The organism is Streptomyces sp. NPDC088910, from assembly GCF_044749865.1.
In the GTDB taxonomy this organism is placed as follows: Bacteria; Actinomycetota; Actinomycetes; order Streptomycetales; family Streptomycetaceae; genus Actinacidiphila.
On record NZ_JBIVIV010000005.1, the window covers coordinates 1 to 22859 of the forward strand.

The 22859-nt window shown below is 73.8% G+C and carries 10 protein-coding genes; all 10 read right to left on the bottom strand.

What is annotated here, in order from left to right:
• The coding region (locus tag ACIP4Z_RS13240) for a biotin carboxylase N-terminal domain-containing protein (RefSeq protein ID WP_355335748.1) at positions 1 to 84 on the bottom strand (84 nt) is incomplete at its 3' end.
• Positions 85 to 190: 106 nt separating this feature from the next.
• Positions 191 to 421: an acyl-CoA carboxylase epsilon subunit gene (locus ACIP4Z_RS13245; RefSeq protein WP_391047672.1), complete on the bottom strand. Its 231-nt coding sequence runs from the start codon at positions 419 to 421 to the stop codon at positions 191 to 193.
• Positions 418 to 2019, bottom strand: a complete 1602-nt coding sequence (locus tag ACIP4Z_RS13250) for a carboxyl transferase domain-containing protein (RefSeq protein ID WP_391047674.1) — start codon at positions 2017 to 2019, stop codon at positions 418 to 420. The genes ACIP4Z_RS13245 and ACIP4Z_RS13250 overlap by 4 nt, the downstream gene beginning before the upstream one ends.
• A gap of 34 nt (positions 2020 to 2053) precedes the next feature.
• The gene (locus tag ACIP4Z_RS13255; protein ID WP_401307320.1) at positions 2054 to 3883 is read right to left on the bottom strand and encodes a fatty acyl-AMP ligase; all 1830 of its coding nucleotides are present in this window, start codon (positions 3881 to 3883) and stop codon (positions 2054 to 2056) included.
• Positions 3884 to 3885: 2 nt separating this feature from the next.
• Entirely contained in the window at positions 3886 to 4470 is a 585-nt protein-coding gene (locus tag ACIP4Z_RS13260) for a flavin reductase (protein WP_391047680.1), read from the bottom strand.
• Complete coding sequence (locus tag ACIP4Z_RS13265) at positions 4460 to 6112, bottom strand: NAD(P)/FAD-dependent oxidoreductase (RefSeq protein ID WP_391047682.1); 1653 nt, start codon at positions 6110 to 6112, stop codon at positions 4460 to 4462. Before ACIP4Z_RS13265 ends, ACIP4Z_RS13260 begins: the two co-directional genes overlap by 11 nt.
• Before the next feature lie 36 nt (positions 6113 to 6148).
• A complete protein-coding gene (locus tag ACIP4Z_RS13270) occupies positions 6149 to 7786 on the bottom strand; it encodes an FAD-dependent oxidoreductase (protein WP_355334782.1) in 1638 nt (545 codons plus the stop codon).
• Positions 7787 to 7850: 64 nt separating this feature from the next.
• Positions 7851 to 12563, bottom strand: a complete 4713-nt coding sequence (locus ACIP4Z_RS13275) for a type I polyketide synthase (protein ID WP_401307324.1) — start codon at positions 12561 to 12563, stop codon at positions 7851 to 7853.
• Entirely contained in the window at positions 12560 to 21469 is an 8910-nt protein-coding gene (locus ACIP4Z_RS13280) for a beta-ketoacyl synthase N-terminal-like domain-containing protein (RefSeq protein ID WP_401307327.1), read from the bottom strand. The genes ACIP4Z_RS13275 and ACIP4Z_RS13280 overlap by 4 nt, the downstream gene beginning before the upstream one ends.
• Entirely contained in the window at positions 21469 to 22812 is a 1344-nt protein-coding gene (locus tag ACIP4Z_RS13285; protein ID WP_355334791.1) for an NAD(P)/FAD-dependent oxidoreductase, read from the bottom strand. The genes ACIP4Z_RS13280 and ACIP4Z_RS13285 overlap by 1 nt, the downstream gene beginning before the upstream one ends.
• Positions 22813 to 22859: the final 47 nt, after the last annotated feature.

Below are 22859 nucleotides of genomic sequence, written 5' to 3' on the forward strand. Positions count from 1 at the left end.
CACACTCGCGATCCCCGCATCCCGGCAGGCACGGGCAACGCGGACAGCAATTTCACCGCGGTTCGCGATGAGCACCTTGCGCACGATGGCTCCCTTGGCTCATTTGGCTGGTTCGGCTTCCCCGACTCCGGCGGCTTCCCGGCTCCGACGCCCCGCGGCGGTCAGGGGGCCGCGCGACGGACGGCCGCGCTCACGGCGTCCAGCCGCCGCTCCGGCCGCCGCGCCGCCACTGGCCGGGGCCGCGGTCCGGGGCGGGGACCGTGCCCCGCCGCCACGATCGCCGCGAAGGCGACCGCCGCGCCGCGGGCTCGTCACCGAGCGCGGCGCCGGCGCCCGCCCACACCGCGAGCAGCGCGGCCAGCTCCTCGGCGGTGGGCTCGCCCCGCACCACCCGGATGTCGGGGTCGCGCGCGCCGCTCACAGCGGGATGTTCCCGTGCTTGCGCGGCAGCCGCGTCACCCGCTTGTCGGCGAGCGCGCGTAGCGCCTGGGCCACTTGCCCGCGGGTCTCGTGCGGCATGATCACCGCGTCCACGTAACCCCGCTCGGCGGCGACGTACGGGTTGCACAGCGCCTGTTCGTACTCGGCGCGCAGCCGGTCGCGCTCGGCGGCCGGGTCCTCGGCCTGCTCGACGGCGCGGCGGTGCAGGACGGTGACCGCGCTCTCGCCGCCCATGACGGCGATCTCGGCGGTGGGCCAGGCGAGGTTGACGTCGGTGCCGAGGTGCTTGGAGCCCATGACGCCGTACCCGCCGCCGTACGCCTTGCGGGTGACGACCGTGACCATGGGGACGGTGGCCTCGGCGTAGGCGTAGATCAGCTTGGCGCCGCGCCGGATGATGCCGCCGCGTTCCTGCTCCAGGCCCGGCAGGAAGCCGGGGACGTCCACGAAGGTGAGGACGGGGATGTGGAAGGCGTCGCAGGTGCGGATGAAGCGGGCGGCCTTCTCGCTGGCGTCGATGTCGAGCGCCCCGGCCATGTGCGAGGGCTGGTTGGCGACCACGCCGACACTGCGGCCCTCCACCCGGCCGAAACCGCAGATGATGTTGCGGGCGAACAGTTCCTGCGTTTCGAGGAGCTCGCCGTCGTCGAGGACGGTGTGGATCACCTGGTGCATGTCGTAGGGCCGGTTGGCCTCGTCGGGGATCAGCTCGTCGAGCGCGAGGTCGGCGGCGGTGAACTCCTCCGCGGCGCGCACCTCGTAGTCGGGCGCGTCGTCCATGTTGTTCGACGGGAGGTAGCCGAGGAGCAGGCGGACGTACTCGAACGCCTCCTTCTCGTCGCGCGCGAGGTGGTGGGCGTTGCCCGAGACGGCGTTGTGGCTGTAGCCGCCGCCCAGTTCCTCGCGGTCGATCTGGTGGCCGGTCACCGTCTTCAGCACGTCGGGCCCGGTGACGAACATGTGGGAGATGCCCTCGACCATGACGATGAAGTCGGTGATCGCCGGGGCGTAGACGGCGCCGCCCGCGCAGGGGCCGGTCATCAGGGAGATCTGCGGGATGACGCCGGACGCCTGCACGTGCCGCTTGACCAGTTCGGCGTAGAGGGCGAGGGAGACCACGCCCTCCTGGATGCGGGCGCCGCCCGAGTCGTTGATGCCGATGATGGGGCAGCCGGTGCGCAGCGCCAGGTCCATCACCTTGAGGATCTTCTCGCCGTAGACCTCGCCGAGGCTGCCGCCGAAGACGGTGAAATCCTGGGCGAACAGGCAGACCCGGCGGCCGTCGATCGTGGCGTATCCGGTGATCACGCCGTCGCCGAGCGGACGCTGGCGGTCCATGCCGAAGTCGTGGCAGCGGTGCCTGGCCATGGCGTCCAGCTCGACGAAGCTGCCCGGGTCGACCAGGGCGTCGATGCGTTCGCGGGCGGTGAGCTTGCCCTTGTCGTGCTGGCGCGCGACGGCTGGTGCGTCGGTCGCCAGCCGCGCCGACTCGGCCCGCCTGCGGGTGAGTTCGGACAGCCGCTCGGCGGTGGTTCCTCTTCCTGGGCTTGCGGACACGGTGTCTCCTCGGTGCGTCATGACCTGGCCGTGCGGGCGTCGCGGGGCCCGGACGTCAGCCGCTTCGTACGACGGCGTCGGCCAGCGATCCGTCCGTGTAGAGCTGTCGGCAGGCGCGGCGTCGCACCTTGCCGCTGGAGGTCTTGGGCAGAGTGCCGCGCCGCACCAGCAGTACGTCGTCCGCCTCCAGCCGATGATTGTCCCAGACCGCCTCACGTACAAGCCTGTGCAGCCGTTCCGTACCGGTCTCGCGCAAGGTCCGCCCGTCGGCCTCCACGACGACGACCAGTTTCTCGGTGCTGCCGTCGTCCACGGAGAAGGCCGCCGCGCAGTTGGGGCGCAGGCCGGGGGCGGCGGTCTCGGCGGACAGTTCGATGTCCTGCGGGTAGTGGTTGCGGCCCGCGCGGATGACGAGGTCCTTGAGCCGCCCGTTGATGTACAGGGTGCCGTCGTGGAGGAAGCCGAGGTCGCCGGTGCGCAGATATTCGTGGCTGTCGTCGGCGGCGGGGGCGGTGCGGGCCCAGAAGGTCTCCTTGCTCGCCTCCGGGCGGCCCCAGTAGCCGGCCGCCACGCAGGGCCCGTTGATCCAGATCTCGCCGACGCGGCCGTCGGGCAGCGGGTTCAGGGTCGCGGGGTCGACGATCCTGATCCGGGTCCCGGGCTCCGGCGCGCCGCAGCCGACGATCGGCACGGCGCCGGGCGCGTCCGCGTCGACCTGCCGGACCACGCCGTCCCGCAGGGCGTCGTCGGAGACCCACAGGGCGGCGGGTTCCCGGTCGACGCGGTCGCCGGTGGCCTTCAGGGTGTTCTCGGCGAGCCCGTAGCCGGGGCACATCGCGCGCGGGTCGAAGCGCGCGGGGGCGAAGGCGGCGGCGAAGTTCTCGATGGTCCGCCAGCGCACCGGTTCCGCGCCGTTGCCCGCGACCTGCCAACTGGACAGGTCGAGGCCCGGACCGATCCGGCCCTCCGCGGCGGCTGACACGCACAGGTCGTACGCGAAGCCGGGCGCGGCGGCGTGCGTCCCGCGGAACCGCGAGATCGCCTCCAGCCAGCGGGCCGGGCGGCGGATGAACGCCTCGGGTGTCATCAGATACGAGGTCGGGCCCGCCCACAGCGGCAGCACGATCCCGAACAGCATGCCCATGTCGTGGAAGAGCGGCAGCCAGGACACCACGGTGGCACCGGGGCCGCAGGGCCACAGGTCGTCGGTCTCCCGTGCGTTGGCCATGAAGTTGGCGTGGGTGACCATCACGCCCTTGGGGTCGCCGGTCGACCCCGAGGTGTACTGGAGCAGCGCGGTGTCGCCCGGTCCCGGCAGCGTGCCGTGCCACTGCTCCGGGTCCGCGCCCCCGGCGGCGTCCTCGGGCAGTTCGTCGGTGGGGATCAGCGTCAGGCCGGTCAGCTCCGGGCGGTCGCCGAACCGCTCCCGCAGCTCGCGTGCCACGGCGGCCGTGGTGAGGACGGCGTGGGTGTCCGCGTCGTCGGCGATGCCGCGCAGCCGCTGGAGTCCGCTGACCCGGCTGGGCACCTGGACCGGCGCCGCGGCGATGCCCGCGTACATGCAGCCGAGCAGGGCGCGGACGAAATCGAATCCTGAGGGGTAGAGCAGTACGGCGTTGCGGCCGGCGAGTCCCGCGGCGATGAGCGCGGCGGCGTGCCGCCGGGCGTCGGCGTCGAGGGCGCCGTAGGTCAGCGGGTCCTGCGGCTCCTCGCCGTCGTGCAGGAAGACGAAGGCGGTGTCGTCCGGCCGTGTCGCGGCGCGCAGCCGCAGCGCGTCCACCAGGGTGCGCACCTCGGGCAGGGTGCGCAGGTCGAGCGGCGCGGAGGGGTGGGGGTACGGGGGCACGGCCTCGGCGACGGGCTGTCGCGTCAGGTCGATGCTCATGGTCAGCGCTCCTTGTCGAGCCGGGCGAGCCGTCCGCGGTAGAAGGTGAGCGGGCCGTCGTCCTCCAGCGTGCCCAGCGAGGTGACGGCGCCGACCACGATCCGGTGGTCACCGCCGTGGTACTCGTCGGCGACCTTGCACTCCAGGTAGCCGATGGCGTCGCGCAGGATGGGCGCGCCGGCGCTGCCGCTGAGGCAGTCCAGCCCGTCGAAGCGGGTCGGTCCCGGTGCGGCGAAGCCCATGGCGACCGGGCCCTGTGCCGCGCCGAGGATGCTCACGGCGAAGGTCCCGGTGGCGCGGACGGCGGCCAGCAGCCGGGAGTCGTGCCGCAGGCAGAACAGCACCAGGGGCGGTTCCAGCGAGACGGAGGTGAAGGAGTTGACGGTGGCGCCGACCCATTGCCCGTCGATCACGCTGGTGACGACGGTGATGCCGGTGGTGAAGTGCCCGCACACCTGGCGCATGGCGGACGGCTCCGGCGGCAGGGCCTGGGCGGGGAACCTCTTGGTTCCGGTGTCTGCTTCCATGTCCACGATCCCCAGGTGGGCGAGTCTGCGTCGGATGTCCTGTTCCTGGTCAGTCGTCATGGCCGAGGTCTTTTCCGCCGCCGCGCGCGCCGTAGGGCCGCACCAGACGCAGCACTCCCGGTGGTGCTTCCTTGCGCGCCCACAGCAGGGTGCGCACCCGTTGCGGGGTGGTGAGGACGTACTCGCGGTCGGTGGGGTCGCCGAAGCCGTAGATCGGCGGCACCATCGCTTCGTTCCGCAGGCGGACGAAGATCCGGTCGGCGCTCTGGCGGGCGGTGGCGCGGCCCTCGGCGGTGTCGCGGCAGGCGGCGAGGGTGAAGTCGAGCAGCTCGCGGTATTCCGGCAGCGTCTCGTGGCAGACACCGGTCGCGGGGTCGGCGCGCAGCGAGGTGAGGGCGGCCTCGGCGGCGCCCGACGCCATCGTCTTGGCGCTCCGCTTGAGGGAGAGCGCGTCGAACATGGTGCCCAGCAGCCAGACCCTGGCCGTCGCGCTCCACAGCGCGGGGTGCGAGCTGGCGGTCAACGCGGCGTCCACCAGGCGGTCCTGACGGTCCGCCATGCCGTGCTGCAAACGCTCCAGATAACGGAAGCGGCCCGCCGACCAGTCGTCGTCCCTGGCCGCGGCGAGGATGTCGGAGGCCGCGGAGTAGACGAGTTGGGCGGAGGTGTAGAGGTCGCGGCCGAGGACCGGGTCGCCGCCGAGCGCGGAGCCGTCGAGCAGCAGCATGCGGTCGCCCACGGTGCGCGAGGCGTGCCACTGGCCGGAGTCGGCCGTCCAGCAGAACATCGGCTGCGCGTCGGCGAGTTGGGCGGCGACGGCCGGGTGACGGGCGGCGCGGGCGAGGATCTCCTCCCAGCCGTCGGTCCCCTGCCGGGGGAAGCGGGCGGCGTCCAGCGACAGGGTGACGGTGGCGAGCGCGGAGCCGGCCGGCGTACCCGAGCCGTTGCGGAAGTGGCCGACCTGTATCCAGCCGCCGTCGAAGACGTGGTGCAAGGTGCCCTGCGACCAGGGGTGCGAACCCTTGAGGACCGGCGCGACCCGCTCGTACGGCCGTACGCCGACGGCGTGCGCGCCGATCACCCGCGTGCCGGTGCCCCCGGAGACCCGCTCGGCGCCGAGCGCGCGGGCCACGGCCGAGTCGGGGCCGCCGGTGTCGACCACGAAGCGGGTGCGTATCTCCTCACCCGAGGTCAGGGTCAGGCGTACCCGGTCGTCCTCGGCGACGGCCTTGTCGACCCGGACCCGCTGCCGTACCCGGGCGCCGTACCCGACGGCCGCGGCGAGCATCCAGGCGTCCAGGTCGGGCCGGTAGAAGCGGCTCTCGCCGTGCTCCGAGGGGATGTTGAACTGGAGGGAGTCGGCCCGCCGGTGCCCGGCGCCCTCGTGGTGGTGCACGAAGCCGAGGGTGCGCTGCACGCCGCAGTTGTACGACAGTTCGCGTCCGACCCGTCCCGCGTCGGCGAGCAGCGCGATCTCCGGCACCCGGAAGCGCTCGGCGATCACCTCGTAGAGGAACGAGGTGCACGGCAGCGTCATCTCACCCGGCTCGCTGCCGGACGTGTCGTGCTCGCCGAGCAGCAGGACGCGCAGGCCGTGCCGGGCGAGGATCACGGCCAGCGAGGTGGCCGTGATCCCGGTGCCCAGGACGGTGACGTCCGGGTCACGCTGGTCGTCTCCGATGTGGTCGGGGTCGGTTCTCATGGTGCCCATCACCTGTTCGGGTCGGATACGGATGGGTCAGCCGCCGTGCGCGACGCGTTCCATGGCGAAGCCGCGCATGGCGTGGGTCACCGTGCCCGCGATGTCGGCGGGTGCCTTGGTCCGGGCCCAGGCGACGGTGCGCGCCATGCGCGCGGGGGTCGCGTGGAAGAAGTGGTTGCCCGGCTTGTCGAGGTTGAGCGGCGGCGGGATGAAGTCGGCGGCGGAGAGCTGCGCGAACAGCCGCCGGGTCGCCTCCTGCGGTGTGATGGTGCCGTTCTCGACCTGCTCGCTGACGGCGGTGGTGTGGCGCAGCAGTTCGTTGCAGCCGTCGTGGGTGGGGAAGGGCGAGCCGAGGTACTTGGAGTGCTCCATCTCGCGCAGCGGGCCGGTGTCGCCGCCGCGCCGCAGCCGGTCGTAGACGCCTTCGAGGTGGAAGGTGCCGAGCACGGTGGAGATCGCCCAGGTCCTGAAGACCGCGTTCCACATCTCGTAGTCGCGGAAGGCGATGAAGGAGCTGTTGACCAGGTCGTCGTTGGCGCTGAGCAGGCCCTGCTCCAACTGCTCGACGAAGGCGAAGCGTTCGCGGGAGAAGTCGTCGTCGCGGATCGCGTCGAGCAGCCGGTAGCCCAGGACGTTGACGACTTCGAGGGTGTTGGTCAGGCCGCGGGAGTAGAGCGCGTCGATGAATCCGGCGGCGTGCGCGGTGATGCAGAAGCGGTCGCCGACGGTGCTGGTGGTCGAGTACTGCAACCGGCCGGTGGAGACCCACTCGCGGACCGGGCGGGCGTTCTTGAACTGCGGTGCGATGTCGGGGAACCGGCTGAGGAATTCGTCGAATTCCTGCTGCGGCGGGCCGTCGGGCCGCGGGTGCCGGCGCGGGTCCAGGGTGAGGCCGACGCTGCACAGCCGGTTGGTGCCGCCCTTGTTGTTGTCGAAGGGGATCACCCACAGCCAGCCGCCGTCGAAGACGTGGTGCAAGGTGCCCTGGTGCCACGGGCTGGGGTTGCCGTACTGCGACGGGTTGCGCATGACGTCGTCGTACGGGGTGACGCCCACCATGTGCGTGAACAGCGAGCGCGAGTGGTGCTTGAAGCGGGTGGGCTGTTCGCGCAGGCCGAAGTGCTCGGCGACCGGGGAGCGGTGGCCGCTGGCATCGACCACGTAGCGGGCCTGGAAGGTCTCGCCGCGGTCGGTGGTCAAGGTGACGCCCGAGCCGTCGATGTCGACGTCCTGGATCCGGGTCTGCTGCCGCAGGACCGCGCCGTAGGAGGCGGCGGTGTACGCCATGTAGGCGTCGATGTCCTGCCGGTAGAAGTGGTTCTCGGTGTGCAGCATCTTCGGGATGACGAACTGGTTGACCTCGTCGGGCCGTTGGGCCTGGCCCTCGCGCTGGTAGACGAAGCCGAAGTTGCGCTTGACGCCGCAGGCCCCGGTCACGTGCTTGCGTACGCTCTGGAAGCTGGCGAGGTGGGCGATCTCCGGCACGTCGTAGCGGGCGCTGACGACCTTCATCAGCACCGAGGTGTAGGGGATGGTGGACTCCCCGATGGCGAACCGCGGGTGGGTGCCGGCGTCCAGCAGCAGCACCTTGGCGCCGTTGCGGGCGAGCACGGCGCCCAGGATCGAACCGGCGATGCCTGCGCCGAGAATGGCTACGTCGTGGCGGGTGTTCATCTGCGACCTCCTGGGATACGGCGGTGTGTCCTGGGGCTTCGGCCGGTGCAGCCGGATCGGTGGGTCAGTGCTGACGGGCGACCTCGGCGGCGAGCAGCCGTGCCCAGTGGACGGCCGGTTCCTCGAAGAAGGGACGGGGTTCCAGGCGCAGGGCCAGGTCGGCGCGGTAGCGGGCGATGACCTGCGTCACCCCCAGCGAGTCCAGTCCCAGGTCGAGCAGGCTGATGTCGTCGGTGATCTCGGTGAGCGCGACGCCGAGGTGGTCGGCGAGGACGGTTCTGACGTAGCCGTCGAGCAGCGGTTCGCGCTGGTCGGCGGGCGCGTCCAGGACGGCCCGCAGGTGTTCGGAGGGACCCTGGTCCTGGCCGGGACCGGCGCTGTCGGCGCGGACCTCGGTCAGCAGCGGGCGGGCGCGGCGCGATTCCAGCAGCGGGCCGAGCGTCGTCCAGTCGGCGCCGGAGACCACGGCGTGCGCGGTGTCGGAGGCGAGCAGCGGGCCCAGGTGCCGCAGCCCGGTCTCCGGGTCGATCGCCCGGAGCCCCAGGGCCTCCAGACGGGCCATCAGCTCGTCGCCGCCCAGGCCGCTGGCCACCCGCCAGGGGCCCCAGCTCACGCTGAGCGCGGTGGCGCCGGTGCCGCGCCGGTAGGCGGCGAGCGCGTCGAGGAAGCGGTTGGCCGAGGCGTACGCGCCCAGGTGCGCCGAACCCCACACGGAGGCGATGGACGACATCAGCAGGAAGAAGTCCAGCGGTGCGCCGTCCAGCAGCCGGTGCAACGTCCAGGCTCCCTCGACCTTGGGCAGCAGCACGGCGTGCAGCGACTCGGGGTCGGCCTCCGCGATGTTCTGCGCCCCGGCCAGGCCCGCGGCGTGGATGACGCCGCGCAACGGCTGCCCGCTGTCGGCGATGTCCGCGAGGACCGCCGCCATGCCCGCCTCGTCGCCCACGTCGGCGGCGGCGACGGTCACCCGCGCGCCGTGGGTCTCCAGGGCGCGGATCGCGGCGACCCGCTCGGCGACGGGCGCGGGGAGCGCCGGGTCGTCCCAGCTCTGACGCGGGGGCAGGCCCGCGCGGCCGGTGAGGACCAGGTGCCGGGCGCCGAGGCCGACCAGCCACTCGGCCAGCGTCAGCCCGAGGCCGCCGAGCCCGCCGGTGATCAAGTAGCTTCCGTCGCCGGTCACTTGGAGGCGCGGGGCGTCGTCGGCCGGGGGGCCGGAGCGGATCAGACGGGGGACGAGGCGGGCGCCGCCGCGGTAGGCGACCTCGTCGTCCTCGTCTCCGAGGAGCAGTTCCTCGGCCAGTTCCGCGGCGCCGCTGTCGGCCGCGCCGCCTTGCGGGTCCAGGTCGACGGCCCCGCCCCACAGGTCGGCGTGTTCCAGCGAGACGACCTTGGCGAGGCCGGTGAGCAGCGATCCCGCCAGGCCCTCGGGGGCCTCCTCCTCGCCGGTGGCCTGCGCGCCGCGGGTGACCAGCCACAGCCGGGGCGGCCGGGCCCCGGCGGTGGCGGCTTCGGAGGCGGAGCCGGGAGGCGCCTGGGCGGCTCCTTCGGCGAGCGCCTGGATCAGGTGCACCACGGTCTCGGGTCCCGTCACACGGGCCCGCGCCAGGTCCTCGACGGTGGTCTTGTCGCCGCCGGGCGCGTCGAGGGCCGCCAGGTGCACGATCCGGTCGACCGGGCCGACGTCGGCCAGCAGCGCGCGCAGCGCGGCGGGATCGCCCGCGGGGACGCTCCGGGCGCCCGGCAGCCCGGCCGGACCGTCGCCGATCCTGGCCAGCACGCACTCCCCGCCGAGCGAGGACAGCTCCGCCGCCAGCCGCTCACCGACCCCCGTGGTGTCGGTGAACAGCAGGGTGCGCCCGGCCGGATCCGCGGCGCGGCCCGCGCGCGGCGAGCGGCGCCACTCCACCGCGTACTGCGGGTAGTCCGCGGCTTCGGGGTCCGCGACCGCCCCGCCGGGTCCTGGCAGTACCGGAGAGGTGCCGTCGGCCAGCGGGAAGTTCAGTCGCAGCCGCTGGAAGGCGTACGTGGGCAGCGGTACGTGCCGGTCGGCGGTGGCCGGGTGCACCCGCGACCAGTCGACGGGTACGCCCCAGGCGTGCAGCGCGCCGAGGCTTCCCAGGACCTGCTCGGCCTCGGGCCGGCCGCGCCGCAGGGACGGCAGCCACAGCAGGTCGGGGTCGGGCAGGGCGCGGGCGGCCAGGCCGAGCAGGGTCCGGCCGGGGCCGATCTCCACGAAGGCGCCGACGCCGGTCTCGCGCAGTGCCAGCACGCCGTCGTGGAAGCGGACGGGCTGCCGGGCGTGCCGGGCCCAGTAGCCGGGGTCCGCGAGGGTGGCGCGGTCCAGCGGCCGGCCGGTGAGGTTGGAGATCAGCGGGACGCGCGGCTCACGGAAGGTGATCTTCGCCGCCGCCTCCTCCAGCGAGGCGAGGACCGGGTCGAGCAGCGGCGAGTGGAAGGCGTGCGAGACGGTCAGCGGTTTGGCGGTCACACCCTCGCGGGCCAGCTCCGCCCGGATCTCCGCGATGGCGTCGGCATCGCCGGAAAGGACCGTGTCCTGGGGCCCGTTGACGGCGGCGACGGCGACCAGGTCGGCGCGGGAGCCGATGGCCCGCTCGGCGGCCTGCGCGTCCAGTTGTAGGGCGAGCATCGCACCGGGCGCGGTCACCGACTCCATCAGCCGGGCCCGCAGGGCGATCAGCCCGAGCGCGTCCTCCAGGTCCACCGCTCCGGCGACGCACGCCGCCGCGTACTCGCCGACGCTGTGGCCGATCACGGCGGCGGGGCGGACACCCCAGGACGCCCACAGCTCGGCGAGCGCGAATTCGACGGCGAACAGCGCGGGTTGGGTGTAGCCGGTCCTGTCGAGCGAGCCGTCGGGCTCGGCGGGGTGGACGATCTCCAGCAGCGGTCGGTCCAGGACCGGGTCGACGATCTCGGCGCAGCGCTCCAGAGCCTGCCGGAACACCGGCTCGGACTCGTACAACTCCCGTCCCATGCCCGCGAACTGGGCGCCCTGGCCGGTGAACATGAAGGCGGTCTTCACGCGGTGCGCGGCTTGGGCGCGGCGGGGGGCGGGGCCGCCGTCGCCGGTCCCGAAGTCGTGCAGCCGGTCGGCAAGCGAGGCGGTGTCGCGGGCGGTGAAGGCGGCGCGGACCTGCTGCGGTGAGCGGCCGGCGGCGATGGTGCGGGCCACGGAGTCCAGCGGGGTCGCCGGGTTGGCGCGCAGGAAGTCGGCCCAGCGCAGGGAGAGTTCACGCAGCGCCGGTTCGCTGCGGGCCGACGCGACGAACACTTCTGCCTGCCGCCCCGGCCGCGGGTCCGGCTCGGGCTGCTCGGTGGTCATGGCGGGCGGTTCCTCGATGACGAGGTGGACATTGGTGCCGCTGGCGCCGAACGAGCTGAGGCCCGCGGTGCGCGGCTGCCCGTCGGACGGCCACGGGGTGTGCTCGGCGGCGACCCGCAGGTGCAGCGCGTCCCAGTCGACGTTGGGGTTGGGCGTGCGGAAGTGCAGGCTCGCCGGGATCTCGGCGTGGCCGACGGCCAGCACGCTCTTGATCAGCCCGGCGATGCCCGCCGCCGCCTCCAGGTGGCCGACGTTGGTCTTCACCGACCCGACGTAGACGGGGTGATCCGCCGAACGGCCGGTGCCGAGGACGGTCTCCAGGCTGCGCAGTTCGATGGGGTCGCCGAGGGCGGTGCCGGTGCCGTGCGCCTCGACGTAGCCGATCCGGTCTGCGGTGACTCCCGCGTCGGCGAGGGCCGCGCGGATGACCTCCTGCTGCGCCTTGCCGCTGGGTACGGAGATGCCGCTGGCGTGGCCGTCGTGGTTGACGGCGCTGCCCCGGATGACGGCGAGCACCCGGTCGCCGTCGGCCACGGCGTCGCTGAGCCGTTTGAGCACCACCAGACCGCAGCCCTCGCCGCGTGCGTAGCCGTCGGCGGAGGCGTCGAACGCCTTGCAGCGGGCGTCGGGCGAGACCGCCCCGGCCTTGCTGACCAGCACGAAGCCGTACGGGGACAGGATCACGTTGACCCCGCCCGCCAGTGCCAGATCGGTCTCGCCCAGGCGCAGGGCCTGGCACGCCTGGTGGACGGCGACCAGTGAGGAGGAGCAGGCGGTGTCGACGACCTGCGCGGGTCCGCGCAGCCCGAAGGTGTGCGCGATGCGTCCGGCGATGAAGCTGTTCTCGCCGAGGAGTTGGTAGCCGTCGATCGCGGCCGGGTCCCCGTACTGCTGCCGCAGCCGTACGTAGTCGCTGGTGCTCGCGCCGATGTAGACGCCGGTGCGTGAGCCGTCCAGCGAGTCGTGCGGGATGCCGGCCCGCTCCAGCGCCTCCCAGGCGACTTCGAGCGCGATCCGCTGCTGGGGGTCCATTCCGAGTGCTTCGCCCGGCGCGATCCCGAAGAGCTGCGCGTCGAAGGTGTCGGCGCTGTCCAGGAACCCGCCTTCCACGACGTACGCCTTCGCGGGCGCCTCGGGGTCGGGGTCGTAGTACGGGTCGGTGTCCCAACGGTCGCGCGGGAAGGGGCCGATGGCGTCCACGCCGTCGCGCAGCAGGTCCCACATGCGCTCGGGCGAGTCGGCGCCGCCGGGGAAGCGGCAGCCGACGCCGATGACGGCCACCGGGCTGTGCAGCGCGGCCCGTTGGTCCTCGACCATCGTGCGCAGCCGCCCGATGGTCTCCAATGCTTGGGCGAGGCGGGACCGTTGGTCCGGTGCGCGCTCCGGCGTACGGTCCGATGTGCGGGGTCCGGCACCGTCGGTGGGCTGGTTCATCGCTTGTCTCCCTCGATGAGGGCGTTCACGGCGGCGACTTCGGCGTCCAGACGGGCGAAGAGGTCCGCGTCGTCGGGGTCGTCGTAGTCGTCTTCATCGGTGAGGTCGCCGGTGACGGTGGCGTTGTCCGCGGTGCCATCGGCGCTTTCGGCGCGTCCGGTGGTCGCGGCGTTCTCTGCGCGTCCGGTGTCTTCGGTACGGGTGGCGCTGTCGGCGGCGGGCTGCGGCGCGTCAGACCGCTCGTCGCCCGATCCGCCGACCACCTCGGCGGCGAGGAATCCGGCCACGGCGTCGCCCGTCGGGTATTCGAAGGCGAGGGTCGCGGGGAGCGCGCTGCCGAAGCGGCGCTCCAGCCGTACCTTCATCTCCAGCGCCGTGATGGAGTTCAGGCCCAGCTCGAAGAAGCCCTGCCGGGGCTCCAGTTCGCCGGGTCCGTCCAGGCCGAGCACCACCGCCACCTCCTCCAGGACGCACTCCAGCAGCAGATCGCCGCGCGCCGCGTCGGGCAGTGAGCGCAGCTTGTCCAGCAGCGCGCCGGAGTCACCGGGCGCAGCCGCCGCCTCGGCGGCCAGGGCGTCGAAGAGCGGCCAGGGGCGGGCCTGTTGGTAGAGCGGCAGCAGCAGGCCCCAGTCGGCGTCGGCCGCGGCGGCGCCGGTCAGGCCGGCCGCGGTGATCCGGTCGAGCAGTTCCACGGCGATGCCGGGCGGGAGCGGGCGCATGCCGCTGCGCGTCAGCCGGTTGGCGCTGTCGCGGTCCAGCAGATCCACGTCGAGCCAGGGCGCCCAGGCGATGGCGCAGACCGGGAGGCCCAGGGCGCGCCGGTGCCCGGCGAGGGCGGTGAGCAGCGCGTCCACCGGGGCCTGTACGCCCGCCCCGATCGCCGCCCAGGCCGACGCCACGGTGCCCCACACCTGGAAGAGGTCCAGGTCGGTACGCGTGTCGAGCGCTGCTTGGTGCAGCAGCCACGCGCCGCGGGCACGGTCCTCGACCGCCTCGGCGATCGCGGCGGCGGTCGGCTCCTGGTCGATCGGCAGATTCCAGCCGACGCCGAGCCAGATCACGCCCGCGACGGGGTGTCCGGCCGCGGCCTCGTCCTCGATCAGCCGGGTCGCCTGCTTGGCGTCCTCCACGCGGGGCACGACCAGCGTGCGGCCCGCGCCGCGCGCGGTCAGCCAGGCGGCCACCCGGTCGGGCAGCGGTCCTTCCGCGCCCGCCACCAGATAGCTGCGGTCGGCGGCCAGTTCGACCGGCTCGAACAGCGGCGGCGGGGCCGGGGCGCGCAGCACCCGGGCGGTGAGCCTGCGTCCCGCGCGCAGCGCGATCTGGTCCTCGACGTCCTCGCCTCCGGCGCGGTCGGCGCCGTGGGCGAGCAGTTCGGCCGCGACGGCCGCCGCGTCCTCCGCCACACCCGAGGTCAGCGGGTCCAGGTCGAGCGCGGCGCCCCAGGCGGTGGGGCGTTCCACGCCGGAGACGATCGCGGACTGCCGCAGCGGTGCCTGTGCGGCGGCGGGCAGTTCCAGCTCGTCCACCGCGACCGCGCCCCGCGTCACATACAGCACGCGTGCGCCGCTGCCGACCGCCGCCGTCACGGAGGCGACCGCCGTCACCCCCGCGCACGCGTCGGCCACGGCGAGGGGGTCGGGCTCGTCCCGCTCCGGCAGGTCCAGCGCCCCGAGGTGCACGACGTCCCGGCAGCCGGGCCCGGTGCGCAACTCCCGCAGCGCGTCGGCGAGTCGCTGCCGTACGGCGTCGGGCTCGCCGTCGGCCGCCAGCAGGGTCGTGGGCCGGCCTTGTGCGGCCAGTGCCCGTGCCAGTTCTTCGGCGACGCCGCCGCGGTCGGCGAGGACGACGGTGACGGGCCCGGTCAGGGGCGCCCCCGCTCCCCCGGCGGCTGTGGACGGGTCGTCGTCGGTCCGCGATGCGCCGAGGCCGTCCCGCTGGGCGGGGACATGGGCGGTCAAGCCGCGCTGCGGAGTCCCGGCTTCGAGCCGAGCCGGGGTTTCGGCCGGCCGCTGCTCGGGCTGACGGACCGTCAGCGGGCGCTCCTGCCAGCCGAGGACGTACAGGCTGGTGGTGAGGCGCGCGGTCTCCTCCTGGTTGAGGACGCGGCCTCGCGGCGGGGCGAGGCGCAGGCCGGTGATCTCGGCGAGCGGCCGGCCCTCGGGGGTGGTCAGGCGGATGTCGGCGGTCGGGTCGCCCGCGGTGTCGGGGCGCAGGGCGGCGGTGACGAGGACGCGGTCGTCGGGGGCCGCGTACAGGGTGAGGCTGTCGAGGGAGGCGGGGAGCGGCACCGGGTCGGCGGGGTCGGCGGACAGCAGGAACGCGGGCAGCCGCAGGGCGAGTTCGAGGAGGTCGGGGGCGAGGTGCCAGCGCATGGTGGCCGGGCGCAGCCGCAGTTCGAGTTCGATGCGGCCGTCGGCGGTCCGGGCCGATTCCGGGGTCGGCGCGCAGTCCCCGGTGGCGTGCCGGGCTACCCAGGCGCGCAGGGCCTCGTCGACCGGGCCGCGCGGGTGCGGCGGGGCGTCCGCAGCGGTGTCGGACGGCGCGCGTCCTGGCAGGGCGCGGCCCGAGACGAGGCGGCGGGGGCGCGGCGCGGTGTCGGTGGCGGACTCCCACAAGGTGAGCGCCAGACCCGGCCGGTCGCCCGACGCGGCCCGTTCCAGGGTGAGTTGGGTGGTGACGGAGCCGTCGGCCGGGACCAGCAGGGGGCGGTCGAGGGTGATGTCCTCAAGGCGGACGGGGCGGCCGGGGCCGAAGGCGGTCCCGGCCGCGGCGACGGCCAGCTCCAGCCAGGTGGCGCCGGGCACCCGCAGCGCGGCGCCCACGGGTTCGGCGCCGAGCCGGGTGGCGGTACGGGCGTCGAGGTCCGTCTCCACGACGCGGCCCGACGGGGTGCGGACGTCGCGGGTCAGCAGCGGGTGGGCGCCCTTGTTCGCGGGGGCGGCGTCGCGCTGGTCGACCCAGTACCGCTTGTGCTCCCACGGGTAGGTCGGCATCTCGGCGAGCGGGCCGTTCCCGGGGTGCAGCCGCGGCCAGTCCACGGCCTGGCCGCCGACGTGCAGGGCGCCGAGCCCGGTGAGCAGCGACTCCGGGCCGTCCTGGTCGCGCAGCAGTGACGGCACGAACAGTCCGTCGGTGCCCGCGGCCCGCAACTCCTGCTCGATGGGCACGAGTTGGATGGGGTGCGCGGACAGCTCCACGAAGGTGTCGTGTCCGTCCGCCGCCGCTGCGCGTACGGCGTCGGCGAACCGTACGGTCTGCCGCAGGTTCCGGCCCCAGTAGGCGGCGTCCAGGGGGGTGTCGGCGGCGAGCGGGGCGCCGTCCACCGAGGAGTACATCGGCAGGCGCGGGGCGGCCGGGGCCAGGCCGGTCAGGGCGTGTACAAGCTGTTCGCGCAGCGGCTCGGCCCAGGGGCTGTGGGCCGGGCCGCCGGCGTTGACCGCACGGAAGAACACGTTGCGCGCGCGCATTCGGGCGCCCAGTTCCTCCAGTGCGGTCGTCTCTCCCGACACCACCGTCGACTGTCGGCTGTTGACCACGGCGACGCACAACCGGTCGCCGTACGGTGCCAGTTCGTCCTCGGTGCGGTCGGCGTCGAGGCCGACCACGGCCATGCCGCCCTGGCCGACCAGGGCCCGCAGCAGGTGGGTGCGGCGCACCATGATCTCCGCGGCCTGCGCCAGGTCGAGCGCGCCCGCGCACAGGGCGGCCGACACCTCGCCCATGCTGTGGCCGAGTACGGCGGCGGGCTCGACGCCCAGGGCGCGCCAGCTCGCCGTCAGGCCGTACTGGGTGGCGAAGAGCATGATCTGCTGGTCGAGTTCGTTCGAAGGCTCGCGCGCGGATTCCAGCGCTTCGCGCACCGACCAGTCCAGGTGGCGGGCGAGCGCGGCGTCGCAGTCCGCGATCGCGTCCCGGAACACCGGGTCGGCGGCCAGCAGGGAGCGGCCCATGGCGGGCCAGTAGGAGCCGTGTCCGGAGAAGACGAAGACGGGTCCGCGTGCGCGTGCGGCGGCCTTGCCGAGGACGGTGCCGGGGACGCTGTCACCGTCGGCGACGGCGGTCAGTCGTTCGGCGAGCGCGGCGCGGTCGCGGCCCACGACGACCAGCCGGTGGTCGAGGTGGGAGCGGTGTACGGCCAGGGTCCGCGCCACGGCGGCCGGTTCCGCGCCGTGCGCGTCCCGTGTCGTGTCGCCGTCCGGCTCGGCGGTGAGCAGTGAGCGCAGGGCGGCGGCCCGGTCGCGCAGTGCGGCGGGGGACGCGGCGGACAGCGGCAGGACGTGGAGGCGGGCGGTCAGGGCCGCGCCGTCGTCCGCGTCGGAGATGCCGGAAGCATCGGGGACGTCGGATGCGCCGGAGGCGTCGGTCGCGGGGGCCTCGGCGAGCACGATGTGCGCGTTGGTGCCGCTGAAGCCGAAGGCGCTGACCCCGGCGACCCTGCGGCGCTCGCCGCGGGCCCACGGGCGGGCCTCGGTCGGGACGTCCAGGGGCAGTTCGTCCCAGGGGATGTCGGGGCTCGGCCGCGTGAAGTGCAGGTGCGCGGGCACCGTCTCGTGCCGCAGGGCCAGGACGGTCTTGATGAGTCCCGCGATGCCGGACGCGGCTTCCAGGTGGCCGATGTTCGTCTTCACCGAGCCGACCAGGCAGGGCTGCTGGGTCGTCCGTCCGGCCAACGCCGCCCCGAGCGCCCGCAGTTCGATCGGGTCGCCGAGCGGAGTGCCGGTGCCGTGCGCCTCGACGTAGTCCATGTCGTCGGCGCCGACGCGGGCGTCGGCGAGTGCGGCGCGCAGCAGTGTCTCCTGCGCGGGACCGTTGGGGGCGGTGAAGCCGCTGCTGGCGCCGTCCTGGTTGACGGCCGAGCCGAGGATCAGCGCCAGGACCCGGTCGCCGTCGCGCCGGGCGGCGGACAGCGGCTTGAGGATGACGGCTCCGCAGCCCTCGCCCCGCGTGTATCCGTCGGCGGTGGCGTCGAAGGTCTTGCACCGGCCGTCGGCCGCGAGGGCCCCGGCGGCGTCGCTGGCCCGGTGGATGGTGGGGCCGAGGATGAGATTGACGCCCGCGGCGACCGCGAGGTCGCTCTCGCCCGAGCGCAGACTGGCCACCGCGAGGTGCACCGCGACCAGCGAGGACGAGCAGGCGGTGTCGACGGCCAGGCTCGGGCCGCGCATGCCGAGCAGGTACGACAGGCGGCCGGCGGCGGCGCTGAAGGAGGTGCCGGTGCCGTAGAAGGCGTCCACGTTGTCGGGGTGGCTGCCCACGATCTGGGCGTAGTCGGTGGAGTTCATGCCGAGGAAGACCCCGGTGCGGGACTCGGCGAGCGAGGTCGGCGGGACGCCCGCGTGTTCCAGTGCCTCCCAGGCCACTTCGAGGAACATCCGCTGCTGCGGGTCCATCACCTTGGCCTCGCGCGGCGGGATCCGGAAGAACGGCGCGTCGAAGCCCGCCGGGTCGTCGTCCAGGAAGCCGCCCCACCACACGCGCGGGTCGTCGAAGCGGCCGTCGGGGGCGCGGCGTACGGCGTCGCGGCCCGCGGTCAGCAGCCGCCAGTAGGCGTCCGGGCCCTCGGCGCCGCCGGGGAAGCGGCAGCCGACGCCGATGACGGCGATCGGCTCGGGCGCGCCGGGTGTGCCGGTCGGCGCGGCCGGAGCCGCGGGCGTGTCGGTCGTACGGGACACGGCCGCCGCGTCGGTCGTACGGGCCACGGCGGGCGCGGGAGCCGGGGCGTCGCCGAGCAGGCCGTCGAGGTAGGCGGCGAACCGCCGCACGGTGGGGTGGTCGAAGGCCGCGGTCTTCGGCAGCCTCAGCGGCACGGACCGTTCCAGCACCTTGCACAGCTCGACGGCGCCGAGGCTGTCCATGCCGAGGTCGGTGAAGCCGCGACCGCGCGCCACGGTGGTGCCGGAGGCCAGCCCCAGCACCTCCGCGGCGGCGTCCGCGACCAGGTCGGCGAGCTGGTCGCGGCTGGGGCGCGCCGGGGTCGCCGGAGCGGTGGCGGGAGCGGCGTCCACCGGCGCGGGCAGGGCGGGCGGCGCCGTCTCGGACAGCGGCGCGCCCGGTGTGCTCAGGCGCAGCCCCACGGTCTCGGCGACGAGCCGCCCGGCCTCGTCGTACAGCTTCAACTCACCGTGCAGTGCGTTCAGTTGCGGCAGGGTGTCGGCATTGGCGTTCGCGTCGGGCGCGGGGATGTCGAACCACAGCTTGTCGCCCTGCCACGGGTAGCCGGGCAGGTCAGTGACGGACGTGGGTCCCGGATTGACCTCGGGCCAGCGGATGTCGACCCCGGCGGCGTACAGCCTGGCCAGCGAGGTGCGCGCGGTGGCGACGTCGTCGGTGTCGCGGCGCAGGGTGGGGACGACGAGCCCGTCGACTCCCCGGTCCTCGAGGCTCTGGACGACGGGCTGGGCGAGCACCGGGTGCGGGCCCAGCTCCACGAAGAGGCGGTGACCGGCGTCGAGCGCGCGGCCGAGCGCGGCGGAGAAGCGGACCGGCTGGCGGAGGTTGCGTCCCCAGTAGTCGGCGCCGAAGGGGCCATCGGCGCCCGGCTCGCAGGTGAGGTGGACCGGCACGCGCGGCTTCGCCGGGGTGATCTCGCCGAGCAGTGCGACGAGTTCGTCCTGGTAGGGCGCCATCTGCGCGCTGTGGAAGGCGTATTCGCCGGGCATCGCGCGGTAGCCGTGGCCGAGCTCGGCCAGTTCGGCGCCCAGGGCCTCGACGGCCTCGGTGCGTCCGGAGACGACGGTGCTCGCGGGACCGTTGACGGCGGCCACGGTCACGTCGTCGCCGTGTGCGGCGAGCAGCGGCAGCAGGTCGGCTTCGGGGAGGGCCACGGAGGCCATCCGGCCGCCGCCCTCGGCCCGTTGGAGGAGGCGTCCGCGGTGCACGATGACGCGTACGGCGTCGGTGAGGGTGAGGGCGCCCGCCACGTGGGCGGCGGCGATCTCGCCCATGCTGTGCCCGATGACGGCGGCGGGCTCCACGCCCCAGGAGCGCCAGAGCGCGGCGGCGGCCACCTGCACGGCGAAGACGACGGGCTGGGCGAATTCGGTCCGGGTCAGCCGGGAGTGCTCGGCGTCCGCGGTCAGTTCGCCGATCACCGACCAGCCCGCCTCCGCGGCGATCAGCTCGTCCACGCGGGTCAGTTCGGTCCGGAAGGCGTCCTCGTGGGCCAGCAGTTCGCGGCCCATGCCCGTCCACTGGCCGCCCTGCCCGGAGAAGACGAAGCAGACCTGCGGCAGGTCGTCGCCCGAGTCGCCCGGGTCGCCGAAGTCCCCGGCGTCCGTGCCGCCCCACTGCGCGCCGCCTCGCTCTTCCGCCGCCAGGTCCGGCACGGCTGTGTCGCGAGACGTCTCCAGCAACGCGCCGAGTTCCTGGGCGAGTTCGGCGGCCGTCCTGCCGGTGACGGCGATGCGGTGCTCGCGGTGCTGGGTGCGCCGGGTGCCCGCCGCCGTGACGTACGCGGCCAGTTCGGCCTCCGGCTGGTCGAGCAGCCGGTCGCGGTGCGCACGGGCCAGTTCGCGCAGCGCGGCGCCGGAGCGCGCGGAGACCGGCAGGAGCAGCCGGGACGGCCGGTCCTGTGCCGCCTCGGCGGGCGCGGCGACCGCTGGCGGTGCCTCGACGATCACATGGGCGTTGGTTCCGCTGAGCCCGAAGGCGCTGACGCCGGCCAGTCGCCGCCCGCCGCCGTCCGGCCACGCGGTGAGGTCCGTCGGCACCCGCACCGGCCAGCGGTCCCAGCGGATACCGGGGTTGAGCCGGTCCAGGTGCAGATGCGGGGGGATCTCGCCGTGCTGTGCGGCCAGTGCCGCCTTGAGGAGCCCGGCCGCGCCCGCCGCGCCGTCGGTGTGCCCGAAGTTGGTCTTCAACGAGCCGACCAGCAGCGGGTGTTCCGCGTCGCGTCCTTCGCCGAGAATCCGGGCGAGCGCGCTCATCTCGATGGGGTCGCCGAGCGGGGTGCCGGTGCCGTGCGCCTCGACGTAGCCGATCTCGTCGGGTCGTACGTCCGCGGCGGCCAGGGCGTCCCGCAGCAGCGACTGCTGGGCGGCGGCGCTGGGCACGGTCAGTCCCGCGCTGTGCCCGTCGTGGTTGACGGCGGAGCCGCGGATCACGGACAGCACGCGGTCGCCGTCGGCGAGCGCGTCGGTCAGCCGCTTGAGGACGAGCACCACGCAGCCGTCGCCGCGGACGATTCCGTCGGCCGCCGCGTCGAAGACCTTGCAGTGCCCGTCCTTGGCCATGGCGCCGACCTTGGACATGAACACCGTCAGCTCGGCGGAGAGCAGCAGATTGACGCCGCCGACCAGCGCGGTGTCGGACTCCCCCGTGAGCAGGCTCTGCCGCGCGAGGTGCACGGCGACCAGCGACGAGGAGCAGGCGGTGCTCAGCGCCACGCTCGGGCCGTTGAGGCCGAGCAGGTACGACAGCCGCCCGGGGCCGAAGCTGGCCTCCTTGCCCGAGGCGTACCAGGGGTCGATGCCGCGGACGCCCGCCTCGCGGGAGTGCCGCAGGAAGTAGTCGACGCTCAGGCCGCCGGAGAAGACGGAGGTACGGGTGCCGGCGAGGCTGCCGGGGACGATCCCGGCGTGTTCCAGCGCGTCCCAGGCGACCTCGATGAGCATCCGCTGCTGCGGGTCGATCTGCCGGGCCTCGCGCGGGGCGATACCGAAGAACTCCGCGTCGAAACGCGTCTCGTCCTCGATGAAACCGCCCCAGCGCGTGTACGTCCGGCCTGGCGCGTCGGGGTCCGGGTCGTAGTGCCGGGCGAGGTCGGAGCGGGACGGCGGGATCTCGGTGATCACGTCCGTGCCGTCCCGCAGCACCCGCCAGAATCCGGCCAGGTCCGCCACGCCGCCCGGGAAGCGGCAGCCGGCACCGATGATCGCCACCGCCTCCGGGGCCTGATCGGTCATCAGAACAGCGCCGCCGCTGAGGGCGCGGACAGGCTGCCCAGGTGCTTGTACCAGAGGTGGTCGGGATCGTTCTCGACCGTGGCGACGATCTTCCGCATCGCGGCGAGCGCGCGCGGTTCGTCGTCGTCGTAGACGTCGCCCTGGAGCATCTTGAGGACGTCGAGCCGGTACCTGGGGTCCTGCACGAAGGCGGTGAACAGGATGTTCAGCCGGTAGTAGATGGAGATGAACTCGTACCAGTTGCTCACCCCGCGCCGCAGCGTCCGCTCGTACTCGGTGAAGCGGGACTTGCTGAAGTCCCCGGCCTCCGCCGCCGCGATGATGTCCTTGGTCGCGATGCGGGCGCTGTTGAGCGCGACGCTGACGCCGCTGGAGAAGATCGGGTCCACGAAGCGCGCGGCGTCGCCGATCAGCACGAAGTTGTCGCCGGTGATCTCCTTCATGCCGTAGCTGTAGTCGCCCTCGGCCTTGAAGGGGCGTACGCGCTCGGAGTCCTCGAGCGCGGCGCGCAGTTCGGGGCGGCTTCCCACGCACTCCCAGAAGAAGCCCTCCAGGTCGTCCTTGGAGGCGGTGAAGTGCTTCTTCTGCGTGACGACGCCGACGCTGGTGATGGTGTCGGTGATCGGGATCTGCCAGACCCAGGTGTCGGTCAGCGGCAGGAAGTGGATGAAGATGTAGTCGGCCTTCTTCTTGTCGTGCGAGAGGGCCGTGCGGTCCAGGCCGTCGAACCAGGTGTGCACCGCGTACTGGTTGAACACCGGGTCGGGGACCTTGAGCTTGAGCTGGCGGCCGAGCATCGTGCCGCGCCCGCTGGCGTCCACGACCATGCGGACGGTGACACCGGTGTCCTTGTCGCGGACGGGGTGGATCACCGGGTGCTCGCCGGAGAAGTCGACGCTGCCGATGCGGGTGTTCTCGAAGACCTTCGCGCCGCAGGAGGCGGCGTGCTGGAGCAGGAGCTGGTCGAACTTGCCCCGGTCCACGTGGTACGTGTGGGACTGGAGGACGCCGGGCTGGTCGCGCTCGTCGAATTCGATCTCGGCGGCGCCGAGGCCGTGCGAGAGGCCGCCGAAGCCCATGGTGGGGATGCCGGCCGGTGCCGCGGACGTCCAGGCCGCGCCGAATTTGCGGGGGAATCCGGCCTGCTCGACCAGGTCGAGCGCGCCGATGTCGCGCAGTACGGGGGTGGTGGCGGGCACCAGTGACTCGCCGACGTGCTCGCGGGGGAAGGTCTCCCCCTCGAAGACCGCGACGGTGAGTCCGGCCCTGGTCAGGTATGAGGCCGCGGTGGAGCCTGCCGGGCCTCCACCGATGATCCCGATGTCATAGTCGACTGCGGACAAGACTGCTCCTCTTGAGTCGGATCGGACGGGCCCTGCCTCGGCACGGG

Coding starts and splice junctions, on each gene's coding strand:
- ACIP4Z_RS13250 (WP_391047674.1), bottom strand. CDS start 2,019: ATGACGCACCGAGGAGACACCGTGTCCGCAAGCCCAGGAAGAGGAACC.
- ACIP4Z_RS13255 (WP_401307320.1), bottom strand. CDS start 3,883: ATGAGCATCGACCTGACGCGACAGCCCGTCGCCGAGGCCGTGCCCCCG.
- ACIP4Z_RS13260 (WP_391047680.1), bottom strand. CDS start 4,470: ATGACGACTGACCAGGAACAGGACATCCGACGCAGACTCGCCCACCTG.
- ACIP4Z_RS13265 (WP_391047682.1), bottom strand. CDS start 6,112: ATGAGAACCGACCCCGACCACATCGGAGACGACCAGCGTGACCCGGAC.
- ACIP4Z_RS13270 (WP_355334782.1), bottom strand. CDS start 7,786: ATGAACACCCGCCACGACGTAGCCATTCTCGGCGCAGGCATCGCCGGT.
- ACIP4Z_RS13275 (WP_401307324.1), bottom strand. CDS start 12,563: ATGAACCAGCCCACCGACGGTGCCGGACCCCGCACATCGGACCGTACG.
- ACIP4Z_RS13280 (WP_401307327.1), bottom strand. CDS start 21,469: ATGACCGATCAGGCCCCGGAGGCGGTGGCGATCATCGGTGCCGGCTGC.